This is a genomic window from Mucilaginibacter daejeonensis, from assembly GCF_020783335.1.
Lineage (GTDB): Bacteria > Bacteroidota > Bacteroidia > Sphingobacteriales > Sphingobacteriaceae > Mucilaginibacter > Mucilaginibacter daejeonensis.
Window position 1 is genome coordinate 3,787,565 of record NZ_CP086068.1, and the last position, 15,816, is coordinate 3,803,380.

Here is a 15,816-nt window from a genome sequence, read left to right on the forward strand (position 1 = left end):
CGATCATGAAAAAGATATATTTAGCTATCGCGTCATTAGTTGGCGTAGCCGTAATAGCATCATCTTGCCACAAAACGGATGTGAATGTGAATACACAGCTTACTCCTGATGTGTTCCCACAAACCCCTGCTCAGTACACTGCAGCATCAGGCGCAGTATACATCGCCTTAAGGAACGATTATACCGGCGCATACTTCTTTTCACAAAGCCAGACCACTGATGAGAACCTGTTAGCGATATTCAGATCTGACTGGGTGGATGGCAACCGTTACATGGAGTTACACCGCCATACATGGACAAAAGATAATGCTGGTGTTAACGCCATATGGTACTTTATGACCAATATGATCGGTATCACCAACCAAACACTGTCTATCTTCAAATCGGCCCCTGCTGGCGCTGCGAAGAATACCAGTGTTGCCGAGTTAAAGACCATGCGTGCATTTGCCTACTTCATGATGGTAGACAACTTTGGTAACGTGCCTTTAGATACCTTATACGGATCAAAAGACCCTGCACCACAAGCTACACGTACACAAGTGTTCAACTTTGTTGAGAGCGAGTTGAAGAATGCCATACCTTACTTAAAACCTGATGTTAGCGGTGCCACCTATGGCTTGCCTACGAAATGGTTAGCGTATTCGATATTGGCTAAAATGTACCTGAATGCCGCCGTATACACTGGTACACCACGTTATGATGATTGTATAGCAGCTTGCGACCAGATCATCAACTCGAAGAACTACTCGATCGAGAGCATGGCCAACTACCTGCAAATGTTCTACCCTACCAATGGCCCGAGCATGAAGGAGTTCATATTTGCTATTCCTTACGATGCCTCAGTTAGTGGTAACCTGATCTTTGCCCGTTACAACCTTAACCGTAACTTGGGTATCCGTTACCTATATTCAGGTTCAACCCCAGGTGGTTTTACCAACCCGGTAATGAACCAGGCATCAGGCAATGGTTTGGTGAACAACAGACCAAGCGGTCCGTCAATGACAACCTCAGAGTACTATGCTTACTTTGATGATCCTAACGACATTAGGAACAAGCAATGGCTGACCGGTCAGCAATACTGGCAAGATGGTAGCCCGATCATGGTAAGCACTACCAAAGCAGGCTACGACCAATTCTTTAAAGGTACTGCCGATGAAGGTAAGCAAACATATGTTTACCCACTGGTGTTAACTCCACTACCTTTCAGACCACGTACCGGCACTAACTCTGATTATGATCTGGGTGGCGACGAGATCGCATGGAACACTGGTTACCGCAATAACAAATTCCTTGCCGATTACACCAACACCATTAACCGCAACCAGAACAATGACTTCCCGGTATTCCGCTACTCTGACATCGTCTTGATGAAAGCTGAAGCGATCCTTCGTGGTGGCGCTCCTACTTTAGGTGCAACTGCCCTGTCACTGGTTAACCAAATCAAAGCTAACCGTACCACCTCTCCTGCCCTGACCAGCATAAACCTGGACGGCATTTACAGTGAGCGTGTAAAAGAGTTCGCGTTCGAAGGATGGCACCGAAACGACATGATCAGGTTCGGTAAATACGAGAATACCTACGGTTTAGGCAAGACCAACGCCGACACATACCGTCGTTTGTTCCCTATCCCTTCTTCAGGTTTCCAAACCAACCCTAAATTGGTTCAGAACCCCGGCTATTAATTGTTGTTGTTTTTTGATCATATAGTGATGAAGGCCAGCTCGTAAGAGCTGGTCTTCTTTTTTGGTGGCAACTTTGCAATACAATCAATAGGAATATAAAGATGTAAACCATTGCTCATTACGGTTGTTAAAAGGTTATAAGCCGAAACGATGGGTACCATAAGAAAAAAGATACTGGTGGTGGATGATGACCCTGATATCCTCGAGATCATGACGATAGTACTTCGTTCTGCCAACTATGAAGTGCTTGCTGTTGACAATGGTCACCACGTGGCCGACCTTGTGCAGCAATTCGCGCCCAATGTTATCTTACTTGATGTAATGCTGGGCGACCTTGATGGACGTGATATTTGCAAAGCATTAAAGAACACACCTCAAACAGCCAACTTACCGGTGATCATTGTAAGTGCTACGCACGGCTTGCACACTGCCCATGAAAAGCGCTGCGGTGCTGATCAATATATTTCCAAGCCTTTCGACATCGCACATTTAAAACAGCAAGTGCATCAATTTGCTATGTGATCGATCATGATCACAATCGATTTATAGCCTCTGTGAGGCTACGCATATTTTGCTGTACCGACCTTACGCTCGCCTGTAGCTGGTTGTTCATATCCGCCAGGTGTTGAATATCTTGCTGAGAAAAGTACCCTCCCGTTCTAAAGTATCGCAACTCATCTTTGGGGTCGATCTTATCTTCAAATACGAACAGCAGCCATCTCTTCTTCAATGTTTGAATAAGCGAATATTGACCACTATTACTGAACGAACGATCGGTCATCACCCGCCACAATGCCGGAGGAAAGGCATTGCCAGCGTTATTTTCATACCATACATTGTCAAGCAAACTCCTTGTGGAGTGATACTTACCTTTTTGCCTTTAGGGTTAAGAAGCGCAAAACCCAGGCCTGCTCCGGTTACACCACCACTGATGTTGATCGCCTTATTGACGTTATCATTTTTGATCAGCACTGTTGAGATGGTGATCGCGGCGGCGGCAAGTATTGAGGCCACGGTCAAACGGGTGTTAACGCGGCTGTTCCGGTCATTCAGGTAGCGGGCCAGCTGGTCGAAGCGTTCACCGTTGCAATCAAGTTCGGCAACCACTGCCTCTACTTGTGTATTGAAAAGCAACATCTGATCAGTGATCTTTTGCTTAGCGGCAAGTTTCTCAAGGGGTGACGTACTGTTCAAGTAAGCCGCAATGGAGGTGGTGAGTCCTATCCTGCTGGCCAAAGTAAGGTCATGTGCATTTAGCTTTTGAGCCATCGCCGCATTTACTGATGCAATCTTTGTTATGGCTACTGTATCTTCCTGCTGGTAAGAAACGTTGGGTGCGCAATAATCGTTCAGCAACGCATTCACCTTTGAGCTTTTCATGAGTGATGAGCAAGACGAGCAAACAGTGAATGTGGCTATGATGGTAGCTGACACGAGTGCCTTGATCGGCTTTCGACGTAAATCAGATGTTATCATTTAAGGATCGGCAAATGAAATTGATCCAACCAAGTTACTCAATTTTTCGCGCTGGCATACCGGAAACCCATTGATGGTGAACCAGTGAATGTGGTTGTGACCATTATCGGTATTATCGCTTCCATACACTCGAACAGACGATTTGTTTAACTTACAAGTAATTATTTTTTTGGGTTTATAACAAAGTAGAAAAGATCACGTAAGAGTTAAATACCCTAATAAAATTTTACTATTGTATGCAGAAAACCCTGTTATTCTTACTGCTATTGGTAATTTTTAGCTGTAAGAAAGAAGAAGCTATCTCCCCGGCTGATGAACCTTCGTTCCAGGACAAGAACATGTCGGCGTTGAGCGCAAGTGTAACCTCATCGGCCACGGTACCGGCCGGCTTACCCAAAAGACTGGCCTTTGGTATAGAGGGTGATGTTTCGCAGCGTGCGAGTTTCATTACTGAGTCTGAGTATGTTTATGTTTACCTGGCCGGCGATATATTTGGCAACGGCTGGACCACCTGGAACTATCCGTCAGGCCAGTATGCCCGCAACTTCCTGACCGAGATCGGCAACATGGGCAAGACCCCTGTTTTCACTTATTACAATATCGTACCGGCTCGTAATCGTTTCCAGGAGCCTGCTACCATCAACCTGAACGATGCAGCCTTGATGAAGAAGTATTTTGATGACTTCAAGTTCCTGCTACAGATATGCAAGGCCTACGGTCGTACGGTCATCATCCATTATGAACCCGACCTGTTCGGCTATATGCAGATGTATAAGAACGACCCGTCGAAAAGCACGATCAAAGTAAGCCAGAGTGGCCACCCCGATGTTCAAGGCTTCAGCAACGATGCCAAAGGCTTGGCCCAGGCTATCGTTAGTTTGAAGAACAAGTACGCGCCTAACGTTTTGCTGGGTTGGCATGCCTCGCAATGGTCTACCGGTGTGGATGTGATCGGTAACAAATATAATCCTGAAGAACACGCCGGCCTGACCGCGGATTATTACCGCTCGCTTGGTGCCAATTTTGACCTACTTTTCTCAGAATTCTCTGATCGTGATGCTGGTTATTACCAGCTTGTATACGGGCGCCAAAATTCATGGTGGTCAATGGAGCCGCGTGCTGATAACGCCTACCTGAGCGACTATGACCGCTTTCAGCGCTATTTGAAAAAGCTGAATCAGGACCTGTCCAAAAAGATCATTTTGTGGCAGGTACAAATGGGTAACACCATTACGGCCAGCTGTAATAGTACCCCTGGTCATTATAAAGACAACCGTGTGCAGTACTTCCTGCAGCCGGTAATGGAAAGTGGCGACAAGACCAAGATCTCGCAATACGCACAAGCCGGTGTGATCGCCTTTTTGTTCGGTTGGGGTTCGAATGATTGTACCACCTACTTAGACCTGAGAGGCGATGGCGTGACCGCTCAGAACGAACCTGCCGATGATGACGGTGGCTACCTGCGTAAGGGCATCAAGTCCTATTACCAAAAGGGAGCTATCGGGCTTCCGTAACAGCCAGCATTAGCTGATCAAATAACTTTCTGAAGTGTACATGATCACCCGTCTTCACTTTAGTGAACGATGGGTGATCTTTTTTATACCACTAAGCTCCGTCCATCCTTTAAGCAAAGTATATCTGAACGCTGTTCATGTCTTGCCTAGTCCCTTAGTCTGTCTTGTCATCAAAAACACATTTTCATGAATAAAGGAACGAACATTCCAAAATGGTTATATATTTGGAACGTTCATTCTAAAATAGAAAATATCATGAAAAAATTATCAGGCAAGGTCGCTTTGGTGACCGGTGCGTCTAAAGGTATCGGTGCTGGTATCGCTAAAAGTTTGGCTGCTGAAGGTGCTGCCGTTGTGGTCAATTACGCTTCTTCAAAAGCTGGTGCAGATAAGGTGGTCGAGAATATCGTAGCTGCAGGTGGCAAGGCAGTTGCCATACAGGGTGATGTATCAAAAGCAGCGGATATCGACAGGTTGTTCTCAGAAGCAGAAGCCACATTAGGCCACCTTGATGTGTTAGTAAATAACGCCGGCGTTTATGAGTTTGGCGCGATCGAAGCGATCACCGAGGAGCACTATCACCGCCAATTCAATACCAACGTACTTGGTTTACTATTGGTAACGCAACGCGCAGTGCAAAGCTTTGGCGAACGTGGCGGCAGCATTATCAATATCAGCTCTACCGTTTCACGCATCACCCCGCCGCAAAGCGCCGTGTATACCGCTACTAAGGCTTCAGTGGATGCTATCACTCAGGTGCTGTCTAAAGAATTAGGCCCTAAAAAGATCCGGGTGAACGCGATCAACCCAGGCATGGTGGAGACCGAAGGCACCCATACCGCCGGGTTTATCGGAAGCGACTTTCAAAAGCAGATCGAGCCTCAGGTACCGCTGGGCCGCATCGGGCAGCCAGAAGACATCGCTCCTATCGCTGTGTTCCTGGCCTCTGAAGATTCAGGCTGGCTGACCGGCGAGGTGCTGATCGCAAGTGGTGGTATGAGATAATGTGTTGAACTACATAACAATTTCAATAGCTTTGCTCTTTGTAATAAAAGACAAAGCTATTGCTGTTTATGGCCCGGACGAAGGAATTTGATGAGAACGAGGTACTGAAGAAAGCCATTTGCCTTTTTTGGAACAAAGGCTATAACGGCACCTCTATGCAGGAACTGGTGGATGGCCTGGGCATAAGCCGGTCGAGTTTGTATGATACCTTTGGCGATAAGCACCAGCTTTATTTAAAGGCATTAGAAGCTTACCGTGATGGGTATGGCGATCGCTTGTGCACCTTGATCACCGAAGCGCCTTCGGCAAAGAGCGCTGTTAAAGATATATTCGAGCTGGTGGTCAATGACCTTTTGGATGATCAGCAACGTAAGGGCTGTTTCCTGGTGAATGCAGGTATCGAGCTTGCCGCTCATGACCAGCAGGTGAACCAGCTGATCTGCCAGAACGAACAGGAGTTAGAACATACCTTTTTGAAGATCATTACCCAAGGTCAAAAAAACGGCGAACTGGACCCAACTAAAGACGCGCAAAGCATAGCGCGCTTTCTAAACAATACGGTAAAAGGAATGCAGGTATCAGTATCGTCCACCACTGATCAAAAGTTCTTTAACGATATCGTTAACGTTGCTTTAACCGTTCTTAATCAGTAAAATCCTCCTTTATTCGGCCCGGGCAATGATCTCGTCATCACCCTCGGCCGGAAGTTCCTCGTCCTGGCTATCACTGTTCAAAGCTATCGCGGTGGTCAACTGATCCCTGATCTCATGAAGATCCTGGTGTTGGTCAAGTACCCCGATCAAATGCTGAGCCTGAAGTGTGCTGATATCTAATTCTATTTTCATCGTCTATCAAGTACAAATGAGATATCTTTTAGTTTATCATACACTCATCGTACACAATTATATCTGAAAAACATATCACAAACCACCGTTCACAGCCAAAGACCGAGAGGCTCTCTGCGCTCAAAAAGCGGTCGGCGTTCTTCAGTTGGTCTTACCGGCTGTCATGCTTAATAACTGACACAAGCTGCCTGTATCGGAAAATTCGATATGCCAATTCGTTTTAGCATGGTTATTGTTGGCAATGTCCACTGTCTGATGGCACCAATTCATCAGCATTAGTTATAAGCCTATGTTCAAAAAGCACATACTGGTCATTGAGGATGATGCAGATATTAGAGAGGTTTTGACCACTATACTTACAGAGGAAGGTTATGAGGTCACTACGCGTGAAGAAGCGAATGATGTGGTGAAAGAGGTATTGGATATCGGTCCGGACCTGATCATCACCGACTATATATTACAAGGCATCAATGGCGGTGAGTATTGCAGTGCCATCAAGAAAGATGAGCGCACTGCCCATTTGCCAGTGATCATTTTGTCAGGCTTTGGCAAGGTGTTGCATTCGCTTGGAGATTATCAGGCAGATCTGATCATTGATAAGCCCTTTGACAATAGCGATCTATTGCAAGAGGTGGCTAAACTCATGGGATCAGGTACTTGATAGGGATGGTTCTTGCGAATCGTCACCAAATCTAAAAAAGAACCTCGATCGATCATGATCAGAACAAGCGAACATTACAGCCGCAACCAAGGGCGATCAAAGTAAGCGGTCCTCATTACGGTTCGACGTGGATATCCTTCGGCTGCGAACATGGTTGATGAAGCCGATTTGAAGATCCAATTTCATTCGATCAACGGCCAATCGGTCTCCTCCCAGCAATATCACATCTGAGGATCGGCAAGTGGATTCTCCGTTCTAATGAACGATCTTTTTGAGCCAGTTAGCTATCACCTGTAATGCCTGCGGCGAGAACGAGGACCTGATGGAGGAGTATTCCTGTGTTGTACATTTCTCACAAGGTAAGAACAGATGGTTCAAACCGGGCATTACCACGGTTTCTACATTCTTGTTTTTGCCATGGGCAGGCAATGCCTTCCAATTGGCCAGATCCTCTTTGTACGATACCATGAGGTCTTTATCGCCATTCAGTGACAGTATGGGCACTTTCACTTTTGCCAATACCGGTGCAGGATCATACTTTATAAAATAACGATACCAGGGCGATGTTGCCTGCTTTGCGAAGCTGTAAATAGGGAATCTAAAATGGTCGAACTCCACATGGCGGGCTTTGACCCCTTCGTCGTCGGTCCTTTTCCACTGGTTATAGGTATCGATCAGTTTCTGCTCCATGTTGGTCGAGTCGGCATATCGCAATTATTGTGGTAGAGCATTAGGCACTCGTTAGCTTGTACTCTGCTTAAACCAAATGGTTAATTAAGTGTGCATCTTGGTCAGCAGCCAGCAAAAACCCAATACGACCATGACCTTACTCATCAATTCCAGAATGAATCACATCATTTAATAGACATGATTTTGCAAAGACGCTGACGGTTTTGTGATATCTCTAAATTGATGTGTGTATTCCATTTGAGTTCTGTTAGGCCTCAGACCATTACTTAAGAAGTCTTTGTTTTAGTCACCCTTTTCGATCAATCTTCATTATAGGCGGAAGTTTCTATAATATTATCTGAGCTTTTCCTCAACGATCATCAGTCTAAAAAACTGATCGCTCAATAACCCCTCATCTACACTTTGCCTTCTCATGATCTTCGACGTGCGTGGCCAGTATGCAAAGATGTCACCGCGCTTTCGAGTATGACTTAGAATCCATGATAGGATCGGTGCACATGTCAAAGATCAGCAGCGCCAAATAGAGATCCTTTTATGTACCTCCATTGTACTGAACAAAAGCGGGCTTACCCTGGTCCCATCGTATTATTGCAGACAGAATGGTTCCGTTCGCTTGGTGATCTTAAGTGATCGGTCCGGGCATGAGTAATGATCGTATAAAGGCTGAGTAGTGCCGGCGTTAAGATCCGCCTAACAGCTCCTATCAATTTCGACGCGATGCATCCCGCCCTTAGCCTTTGATCACTATCTATATTGAATATCTTACGGCCCTCTTGCATCCTTTTTGAGAATGAGATCGGAATGCACCTAATGGCAGAGAAAGTGGCCAATGGATATCATCTATGACCCTAAGAATCTTTCTCTATGCGCTTGGGCAAAATTCATGAAAGAACTTGGCTGTTGACCGGTCAGCCGGTAGACCTCCTCGCCAAGATCGTGATCATGATGTTTTGCGACCACTTCCGCATACTGTTCAACGAGTCCGTTCGCTAACCAACGCGATGCACCAGTAGCCCTAAGTAAAAGGCGGAACGCGATTGAGGGCAAATTGAGATATCGCACTTTTTTGCCTATCACTGATGATAATTGCTGTGCGATCTCATTCATGTCGAGCGCTTCCGGACCGTTCAGATAGTAGGTAGCCCGTTTATGTTCGCCTGCTGTTAGCACGTGGTAGGCAACTACACCTATATCCTTTGCATCAATATACCCCACCAATCCTTTACCACCGATCTGAGGCAAGTAGCCTTTGGAGATGGGCTTGGTCATGGTTAAAAAGTTTTGCATGAACGCAGTGGGTTTAAGAATGGTCCAGGCGATACCTGACGAACGAAGATAGTGATCGATATGAGCATGAGCTTTTGCCCAGGGTACAGATATCCGCAGATTCGCATCAGATGCGGAAACCCTTACGATGTAGGTGATACCTTCTTCCTTGGCCGCATCAATGGCCTTTTTTTCCGATTCGAGCTGCTTTTCATTCGGCGGGCTCACTAGAAATAGGGTATCACAGCCTTCCATGGCCAGGCGAAGGCTGTCCGTGTCAGTGAAGTCGCCGAGCACCGCCTCGATATTTTGCTGACGGAAGTTTTGTAATTGCTCTTCTTTCCGGCACATGGCACGAAAAGGCTTTTTGTGTGCTGCCAACAGCTCACATAACTTTTGTCCGATAACGCTTGTAGCTCCTGTTACTAAGATCATGATCCTATTATTTTATGCATTTATAAAGTTCTTTACTCGATTCAAGCATGAATCACTAACCTCATCACAAAAGTGACCAACGGTCACTTTTGGTTAAAAAAATCATTTACTCATACCGCTTACGATGATCTCTGAATACGTTTCCAGCAGACCTGTTCTTTTAAGTTTGACGATATCTTCAATGAACACCTTTTTTGCTTCGATAAAATTCATCAGCCCCATACAGCTTCCCCAAATGATATATGTACAATAAGTTGGATCCAACTCCTTCTTGATAAGGCCATCAGCCTGGCAACGGACAAGGTATGCCGTAAAATAATTTTTGATCTCTGAACTTACGCTTAGATAGCTTTTGATAGCGCTTTGAAAATCCGGTCTTTCCATGTAAATAAAAAGCTCAAAATAAACCGGATGCTCCAAATAGAACCGATAAAAGGCCATGATCATTTTACGTAAAGCCATTAAGGGATCCTGCTCTTTTTTCTCAGCTTGTGTAAAGTACTTAAGCAACACATGCAAGGCTTTAACACTCACCTCTGCAAGCACGTCATCTTTGCTTTTATAGTACTTGTAAATGGTACCCTTAGCAACGTCTAAATAAGTGACCATTTTATCTATCGTAAAATCATGAACTCCAACATTCAATAGAACGCGGTCCGCAGCATCCACGATCTGTTGCTCTCTTGTTGCTTTAGGTAGATGTTTATGTTTAGCGATCATTAAAGTGACTATTGGTCACTTTAAGACATTTCAAAGACCGTTTTGTTTGAAGTATTGATCGATTCGATGTTCGTAGAAAAGTTCACTTTCGAAGATCTCCAACATCGAACCGCAAAAATGGCTGAATGCTTTGAATATATCTATTTGATAAATAGAAAGTTAGAAACAAAAAAAATGGGACAAAAGAACTTAAAAAATTCTTTGTCCCATTAAGGGTAAATGATCGGGCTCGAACCGACGACCCTCGGTACCACAAACCGATGCTCTAACCAACTGAGCTACATCTACCGTGTTAGCGGGTACAAAAATAGTATTTTCAGATGGGTTACCAAATCCTTTTTTATATTTTTTTGAACCAGCCTCGTAAAGGCTAATTTGTTTATCATTGCACTGCTTTTTATGATCGAGATCTTTACTGACGGCGCTTCGAGCGGTAATCCCGGACCGGGTGGTTATGGTACCATTTTGCGGTCGGGACAGCATTACAAAGAACTTTCTGAAGGTTTTCGCAAAACCACCAATAACCGCATGGAACTCATGGCGGTGATCAAAGGTTTGGAGGCGCTCAAGAATCCCGGGCAGCAGGTCACGGTATATTCCGACTCAAAATACGTGATCGATGCCATTGAGAAACGCTGGCTTGACGGTTGGCTAAAAAAGGGTTTTGCCGGAAAGAAAAATAAAGATCTTTGGTTACGTTACTTACAGGTAGCCAAATTACACCAGGTGCGTTTTGTATGGGTGAAAGGCCACGCAGGCCACCCCGAGAACGAACGCTGCGACCGACTGGCTGTAGCAGCCGGTCAGCAACGTGATCTGAAGATCGACTCGGTATTTGAAATGGAAAGCAGTAAAGGACTCTCTTAAATTATTGAATGGTCACAACACCCTCAAAGGTGGTCTTGGTGATCTGCGGCGAAAAGCAAGCCAGCATCTCTTCCGCCTTTTCTACCATTTTAGTGGAGCCTATAATGATCGCCGAACGCTGGTGCAATTCTTTTACTTCCAATTCCAATATACGCTCATAACCATTGGTGGCACGGCCGCCGGCCTGTTCAACAATAAAGGCTATCGGGTTGCACTCATAAATCAGTCTTAATTTACCGTTAGGTGCCTGTGCCGTTATCGGGTACATAAATATGCCACCCTTGATCAGCGTGCGATGGATATCGGCCACCATTGAACCAGTATAGCGTGAGGTGTATGGGCGGCGGGTCTTTTCGTCCTCTACCTGGCAAAATTTGATATATTTTTTGATCCCATCCGGAAAGTGGGCATAATACCCCTCGTTGATCGAATAGATGTTACCATCCTGAGGCACTTGCATATCGGGATGTGATAAACAGAACTCTCCTATTGACGGATCGAGGGTGAATCCGTTCACACCTTTACCAGTGGTATATACTAACATTGTAGATGATCCATAAACCACGTATCCTGCAGCGACCTGCTCGGTACCTTTTTGCAGCACATCTTCCATAGTGGCCTTGCCGTCCTTAGATACCCGGCGGAATATTGAAAAGATAGTACCCACACCAACGTTCACGTCGATGTTTGAGGAACCATCCAATGGGTCGATGCATACCACGTATTTAGCGTTCTTCGATATCTCAGAGTCGATGTAAACGTATTCATCGTTCTCTTCAGATACCACGGTGCAGCACTCGCCGCCGCTTTGTAAGGCAGCGATGAATTGCTCGTTGGCATATACGTCCAGCTTTTTCTGATTCTCACCTTGCACGTTCACGGTTCCCACATCGCCAATGATGTCGGCCAGGCCTGCCTTGTTCACCTCGCGGTTAACAATCTTGGCGGCTATACCTATGTCTCGCAATAGGCGCGAAAGCTCGCCCTTGGCATAGGGGAAGTCGGCTTGTTTTTCGATGATGAATTGTCCTAAAGTTTTTACTGCTTTCATAGGCTTAGTGTATTTATTACATTCAATTAATGAGTTCTATCACTTCCAAGTTATGGATTTTTTCTATAGAAACACAAAACTTCATTAAAGTTTTCACCTTATGCCAACCTTGTTTTCCGGCCGCTCCGGGGTTTAAATGCAAACATTGGATCTTTTTATCAAAAATGACCTTCAAAATATGGGAGTGTCCGCTGATGAAGAGCCCGGGAGGCTTAGTGTAAATAGTACGCTTTACGGCAGAGCTATAGCGGTCAGGATAACCACCGATATGGATCATCCAAACATCCAGCTCTTCGCACTTAAAACGAAGCTCTTCGGGGAAGCGCTGACGGATCTCAGGACCATCAATATTTCCGTACACACCGCGCAGCGGTTTAAAGGCAGCAAGCCGGTCTATCAACTCGATGGAGCCAAAATCGCCGGCATGCCAGATCTCGTCACAGTCGGCAAAATGTTTAAATACGGCATCGTCAAGGTAGCCGTGGGTATCAGATATCAAACCGATGCGGGTCATGGATATTCAGTATAGTTATATAAAAGCCAATGTTGGGCAGAACATATTAAAGATAAGTCGGTGAAGACGCCCGGCGCAGCCGTGGTCAGAGCTACCAGCTCAGCTTGATAAGCTCCACATCCTGGCGGGCCAGTGATGTCGCTATACTTAGCTGACCATCTTTTACCGGCATTTGTTTTACCGTTCCTACCATTTTTAGTTGTCCGGCCTTTTCCAACTGACCGATCTGTGCTTTTGTAGGTTTTTGTGGTGAGCCCATCTGTTTCCAAAGTGTGTAGGAGTTACTGTTGTGCTGATCGATGCGGTAACGAGTAATCTTGATCGACCCTGCCGGTATGCCGGTCAGTGTCACACTAACTGGTTCAGCAGCGGGCAGCTTGTCCATATCATGGTAGCTCCACAGCATTACGGCAGCGTCCTTACTTCCTTTGTTGGCCATTGCACCTATATCATTATTCCGGCGGATACTCGAATCTAACACCGCTTTCAACGGGTACATGCGATCGCCCTTTACCTCCACCCTGTCACCCCTCATCATGGCGAACATGCGGAACACGTTCAGCACCGGCTTATCCACCCCATTGGTGGCCAGGTCACGGAAACCCGCGAACCAGGGCTGATCTTCGAACTCGAACGACCAGGTGACCGCGCCTAACAGATTGATCTTATACTGCTGGGACAATTCGTATACTCTTGCAAAGGAGGCCGCAGTGTAGCTGCTATACATGGTCCCGTTACGGTAGGCGTTCTCAGGGTTGGTGCTCATACCGCAGGCCGCGCAACCTTCGGGGTCCGATTCACCAATGATCACCGGTATGTTCTTGAGTTGAGGATAGGTGTTGATCAGCTCGAACATCTCGTCGATATCATGCAGCTGGCGCCTCATGTTCATGCGCACCGTGCCATCGATCACACTTGGTGCTCCTTTGGCGTGGAACAACATGGCCTCCAGCGGCGAACCCACCTTGCCGGTCACGTAATTGGTATCGCTCAGGCAATGTTTCAGGAACGCTTTGAGGAAGCGGGTGCCTCCGCCGGTCACGTTGCAGCCGCCTATACGGGCGGTAGGCAAAGCACGCTTCACGCCATCGGCAGCATAGTCATATAGCTTGCAGAACTCCGGGATAGTACCTTTCCAGTAGGCACCGTTCGGTTCGTTCCAAACCTCCCAGTACCAACTCTCTACTTCCTTTTTGCCGTAGCGGGCCACGCAATGCCTCACCCACTGATAGCAAAGCTCACCCCACTTTTTATAGTCTTTAGGCGGATACGCCCACCCGGTCTCGATCTTGTTATAGTCCATACCAGGCCTCCATTGGTGCTGATAGGGCTGCGGTTTAATAGATAACGCTTCGGGCATGAAACCGATCTGGGCCAAAGGCTTCATGCCGCGCTTCACATAGGTATCAAATATACTGTCGACGATATGCCAATTGTAGACCGGTTCACCTTGGGCATCTTCGGTATAGATGTTGGTAGAGCCCCATTTAAGCGCCGGCGTGCCATCACCACTGGTGAGCAGGTTATGCGCCCGCACATATACAGGAACCTTGCTGAAGGTGGCGATCTCGGTCAGCAGTTTTTTGCCGTCCTTCATGTAGGTATAATTGGGTTCGTCGTACCCGAACCATGCCCAAATGGGTCTCATGGCTCCTTGTGACCGTGTCAGGTCCACTTCTATGGATGCCGGGGGAGCGGTTTGCGCAAAGCCGACCGATGCGGCTAGCAGACAGAGCAATAAAGTCAAGTGCCTCATAAATAGCAATAATTGGTTGTGCTATAAATGTACGGCTTTAAATTTAACCGTTAGTTTGACACTTCGTTAATAACATATTGCAGCCGGTCGGCTTCTAATGCCGCCAACCGCTTGATCTTATAATAACAGATGAGCAATGGCACAGAACAGATCACCCCGAAAGAACAATCGATCAGCTGCCAAAAGAACGGGATATGCCTGATGTGGCCGGCGATAAATGCCAATGGAACGATGAGCACACTGGCGATCATACCAAATTGGATCACCCAAATGTTGCGTACAGGATCTTTCAACGGACCAACGAACAATATGGCCAGTACAAGGTGCGCAAAGGCCAGCCAGTCGGTACCATAACTTAAATAGGGATAATGCTCATTGGTATCTCGGATCGCCTGATAGATGGTGTTTAACCATTGTTGCATGGCAACCGGCAACACAGAGGAATGCTGCACAAGCCATTGCAGTTCGGTCTCTAAAGGGAAGGCGGTCACGCCGCTGATGAACAGTCCGGCAATGATCACGATTACGCATGTTCTGATCTGGGTTTGAAGATGAGTTCTCATTTTTTGTTGTATTTATATCGTTATAATGAAGGATGAAGCGACCCTGCCGGGGAGAATCAGTTGAGCGCAACTAATAATACGTCATGGCGAGGCATGAAGCCATCTCTGCGGAAGCGTTTCACCGATCGCTTGGTGGCGCTCATTCGCCGCTAGGGCTTTGTTCTTTTGTCTTAGCCACAAAAGAACCAAAACCTGAGCGCAGCGATCTCATGAACACCAAAGAAGACAAACAACAGGTGAATAACGCCAAGTCAGCCCGATCCCAGCTGCTCCCCCCCGCGGTCCAGAAGCGGTCAACGAGTGACGACCGCCAGCTCCATTGATTCCGCTACCTGTTTGATCACCACATTCCTTTCTTCTAATAACCGCTTCATGTACGCCGTCAACACCCACCGATCGGCCAGTCGACCCAGCCACCCCAGCGGCGACCGGTAGACGAACTCGTCGGTCATGATGGTCATGTCACCCTTCGATTCAAAGCCGTGGTAGTGTCTGAACCATTTGAACGGACCGCTGACCATTTCATCTACAAAGTACCGGAACGGCTGCATCTCGCTTATTGTTACGGTCATGCTCAAAGGCACACCGAAGTGCCTGGCTTTCCAGGTCACGATATCGTGCAGGTCCATTGGTCCGTGGGGGTTGCCAGCAATGGCCTTTTCATGATAACGATGCATGCTTTTCACATGCAGGTCAACACTCCGCGACAGATCAAAGCAGATCTCAACAGGGGCCTTGATCAGTGTTTTTAGTTCGATACTTGGCATGGTG

Annotated in this window: 18 protein-coding genes and 1 tRNA gene; 7 read left to right on the forward strand and 12 right to left on the reverse strand. The window is 46.6% G+C overall.

The window, feature by feature from the left end; translation table 11 throughout:
- Window positions 1-5: 5 nt before the first annotated feature.
- Both LLH06_RS16080 and LLH06_RS16085 read left to right on the forward strand, forming a co-directional pair.
- Window positions 6-1,682 (forward strand): RagB/SusD family nutrient uptake outer membrane protein, encoded by a 1,677-nt coding sequence (locus tag LLH06_RS16080; RefSeq protein WP_228170315.1) that lies wholly within the window; start codon window positions 6-8, stop codon window positions 1,680-1,682.
- 150 nt (window positions 1,683-1,832) lie between these two features.
- Window positions 1,833-2,204 (forward strand): response regulator, encoded by a 372-nt coding sequence (locus LLH06_RS16085; RefSeq protein WP_228170316.1) that lies wholly within the window; start codon window positions 1,833-1,835, stop codon window positions 2,202-2,204.
- A gap of 10 nt (window positions 2,205-2,214) precedes the next feature.
- On the opposite strand, the gene LLH06_RS16090 is transcribed toward LLH06_RS16085, so the two are convergent.
- Together LLH06_RS16090 and LLH06_RS16095 are read right to left on the reverse strand one after the other, a co-directional pair.
- On the reverse strand, window positions 2,215-2,412 hold the full coding sequence (locus LLH06_RS16090; RefSeq protein WP_228170317.1) for a hypothetical protein: 198 nt from the start codon (window positions 2,410-2,412) through the stop codon (window positions 2,215-2,217).
- Window positions 2,413-2,462: 50 nt separating this feature from the next.
- The gene (locus LLH06_RS16095; protein WP_228170318.1) at window positions 2,463-3,062 is read right to left on the reverse strand and encodes a hypothetical protein; all 600 of its coding nucleotides are present in this window, start codon (window positions 3,060-3,062) and stop codon (window positions 2,463-2,465) included.
- A 332-nt stretch (window positions 3,063-3,394) separates the two neighbouring features.
- Here LLH06_RS16095 and LLH06_RS16100 point away from each other — a divergent pair, with 332 nt between their 5' ends.
- The 3 genes from LLH06_RS16100 to LLH06_RS16110 all read left to right on the forward strand — a co-directional run bounded on the left by LLH06_RS16100 (window position 3,395) and on the right by LLH06_RS16110 (window position 6,330).
- Window positions 3,395-4,672 (forward strand): hypothetical protein, encoded by a 1,278-nt coding sequence (locus tag LLH06_RS16100; RefSeq protein ID WP_228170319.1) that lies wholly within the window; start codon window positions 3,395-3,397, stop codon window positions 4,670-4,672.
- Window positions 4,673-4,927: 255 nt separating this feature from the next.
- The gene (locus LLH06_RS16105; protein WP_228170320.1) at window positions 4,928-5,677 is read left to right on the forward strand and encodes an SDR family NAD(P)-dependent oxidoreductase; all 750 of its coding nucleotides are present in this window, start codon (window positions 4,928-4,930) and stop codon (window positions 5,675-5,677) included.
- A gap of 68 nt (window positions 5,678-5,745) precedes the next feature.
- Window positions 5,746-6,330 (forward strand): TetR/AcrR family transcriptional regulator, encoded by a 585-nt coding sequence (locus LLH06_RS16110; protein WP_228170321.1) that lies wholly within the window; start codon window positions 5,746-5,748, stop codon window positions 6,328-6,330.
- Between the two features lie 9 nt (window positions 6,331-6,339).
- Here LLH06_RS16110 and LLH06_RS16115 read toward each other — a convergent pair whose 3' ends face one another.
- Window positions 6,340-6,522: a hypothetical protein gene (locus LLH06_RS16115; protein ID WP_228170322.1), complete on the reverse strand. Its 183-nt coding sequence runs from the start codon at window positions 6,520-6,522 to the stop codon at window positions 6,340-6,342.
- Window positions 6,523-6,811: 289 nt separating this feature from the next.
- Here LLH06_RS16115 and LLH06_RS16120 point away from each other — a divergent pair, with 289 nt between their 5' ends.
- Window positions 6,812-7,183, forward strand: a complete 372-nt coding sequence (locus tag LLH06_RS16120) for a response regulator (protein ID WP_228170323.1) — start codon at window positions 6,812-6,814, stop codon at window positions 7,181-7,183.
- Between the two features lie 255 nt (window positions 7,184-7,438).
- Here LLH06_RS16120 and LLH06_RS16125 read toward each other — a convergent pair whose 3' ends face one another.
- The 4 genes from LLH06_RS16125 to LLH06_RS16140 form a co-directional block, all read right to left on the reverse strand.
- Entirely contained in the window at window positions 7,439-7,897 is a 459-nt protein-coding gene (locus tag LLH06_RS16125; protein WP_228170324.1) for an alpha/beta hydrolase family protein, read from the reverse strand.
- An 816-nt stretch (window positions 7,898-8,713) separates the two neighbouring features.
- On the reverse strand, window positions 8,714-9,574 hold the full coding sequence (locus LLH06_RS16130) for an SDR family oxidoreductase (protein WP_228170325.1): 861 nt from the start codon (window positions 9,572-9,574) through the stop codon (window positions 8,714-8,716).
- A 102-nt stretch (window positions 9,575-9,676) separates the two neighbouring features.
- A complete protein-coding gene (locus LLH06_RS16135) occupies window positions 9,677-10,294 on the reverse strand; it encodes a TetR/AcrR family transcriptional regulator (protein ID WP_228170326.1) in 618 nt (205 codons plus the stop codon).
- Window positions 10,295-10,508: 214 nt separating this feature from the next.
- A tRNA-His gene (locus tag LLH06_RS16140) sits at window positions 10,509-10,582 on the reverse strand.
- Window positions 10,583-10,693: 111 nt separating this feature from the next.
- Between LLH06_RS16140 and rnhA the strand changes: the two genes are divergently transcribed.
- Window positions 10,694-11,161 carry a ribonuclease HI gene (gene rnhA / locus LLH06_RS16145; RefSeq protein ID WP_228170327.1) on the forward strand — a complete coding sequence of 156 codons (468 nt, stop codon included), beginning with the start codon at window positions 10,694-10,696 and terminating at the stop codon, window positions 11,159-11,161.
- Window position 11,162: 1 nt separating this feature from the next.
- On the opposite strand, the gene fbp is transcribed toward rnhA, so the two are convergent.
- The 5 genes from fbp to LLH06_RS16170 form a co-directional block, all read right to left on the reverse strand.
- Window positions 11,163-12,212, reverse strand: a complete 1,050-nt coding sequence (gene fbp, locus LLH06_RS16150) for a class 1 fructose-bisphosphatase (RefSeq protein WP_228170328.1) — start codon at window positions 12,210-12,212, stop codon at window positions 11,163-11,165.
- 22 nt (window positions 12,213-12,234) lie between these two features.
- Window positions 12,235-12,726 carry a metallophosphoesterase family protein gene (locus LLH06_RS16155; protein ID WP_228170329.1) on the reverse strand — a complete coding sequence of 164 codons (492 nt, stop codon included), beginning with the start codon at window positions 12,724-12,726 and terminating at the stop codon, window positions 12,235-12,237.
- 91 nt (window positions 12,727-12,817) lie between these two features.
- Complete coding sequence (locus LLH06_RS16160) at window positions 12,818-14,482, reverse strand: GH39 family glycosyl hydrolase (RefSeq protein WP_228170330.1); 1,665 nt, start codon at window positions 14,480-14,482, stop codon at window positions 12,818-12,820.
- A gap of 50 nt (window positions 14,483-14,532) precedes the next feature.
- Window positions 14,533-15,045 carry a hypothetical protein gene (locus tag LLH06_RS16165; protein WP_228170331.1) on the reverse strand — a complete coding sequence of 171 codons (513 nt, stop codon included), beginning with the start codon at window positions 15,043-15,045 and terminating at the stop codon, window positions 14,533-14,535.
- Between the two features lie 293 nt (window positions 15,046-15,338).
- Complete coding sequence (locus LLH06_RS16170; protein WP_228170332.1) at window positions 15,339-15,812, reverse strand: SRPBCC family protein; 474 nt, start codon at window positions 15,810-15,812, stop codon at window positions 15,339-15,341.
- Between the last annotated feature and the right edge of the window lie 4 nt (window positions 15,813-15,816).

Excerpts from the sequence above, each read along its gene's own strand:
- LLH06_RS16080 (WP_228170315.1), top strand. The coding sequence starts at position 6 with ATGAAAAAGATATATTTAGCTATCGCGTCATTAGTTGGCGTAGCCGTA.
- LLH06_RS16085 (WP_228170316.1), top strand. The coding sequence starts at position 1,833 with ATGGGTACCATAAGAAAAAAGATACTGGTGGTGGATGATGACCCTGAT.
- LLH06_RS16095 (WP_228170318.1), bottom strand. The coding sequence starts at position 3,062 with ATGAAAAGCTCAAAGGTGAATGCGTTGCTGAACGATTATTGCGCACCC.
- LLH06_RS16100 (WP_228170319.1), top strand. The coding sequence starts at position 3,395 with ATGCAGAAAACCCTGTTATTCTTACTGCTATTGGTAATTTTTAGCTGT.
- LLH06_RS16105 (WP_228170320.1), top strand. The coding sequence starts at position 4,928 with ATGAAAAAATTATCAGGCAAGGTCGCTTTGGTGACCGGTGCGTCTAAA.
- LLH06_RS16110 (WP_228170321.1), top strand. The coding sequence starts at position 5,746 with ATGGCCCGGACGAAGGAATTTGATGAGAACGAGGTACTGAAGAAAGCC.
- LLH06_RS16115 (WP_228170322.1), bottom strand. The coding sequence starts at position 6,522 with ATGAAAATAGAATTAGATATCAGCACACTTCAGGCTCAGCATTTGATC.
- LLH06_RS16120 (WP_228170323.1), top strand. The coding sequence starts at position 6,812 with ATGTTCAAAAAGCACATACTGGTCATTGAGGATGATGCAGATATTAGA.
- LLH06_RS16130 (WP_228170325.1), bottom strand. The coding sequence starts at position 9,574 with ATGATCTTAGTAACAGGAGCTACAAGCGTTATCGGACAAAAGTTATGT.
- LLH06_RS16135 (WP_228170326.1), bottom strand. The coding sequence starts at position 10,294 with ATGATCGCTAAACATAAACATCTACCTAAAGCAACAAGAGAGCAACAG.
- rnhA (WP_228170327.1), top strand. The coding sequence starts at position 10,694 with ATGATCGAGATCTTTACTGACGGCGCTTCGAGCGGTAATCCCGGACCG.
- fbp (WP_228170328.1), bottom strand. The coding sequence starts at position 12,212 with ATGAAAGCAGTAAAAACTTTAGGACAATTCATCATCGAAAAACAAGCC.
- LLH06_RS16155 (WP_228170329.1), bottom strand. The coding sequence starts at position 12,726 with ATGACCCGCATCGGTTTGATATCTGATACCCACGGCTACCTTGACGAT.
- LLH06_RS16160 (WP_228170330.1), bottom strand. The coding sequence starts at position 14,482 with ATGAGGCACTTGACTTTATTGCTCTGTCTGCTAGCCGCATCGGTCGGC.
- LLH06_RS16165 (WP_228170331.1), bottom strand. The coding sequence starts at position 15,045 with ATGAGAACTCATCTTCAAACCCAGATCAGAACATGCGTAATCGTGATC.
- LLH06_RS16170 (WP_228170332.1), bottom strand. The coding sequence starts at position 15,812 with ATGCCAAGTATCGAACTAAAAACACTGATCAAGGCCCCTGTTGAGATC.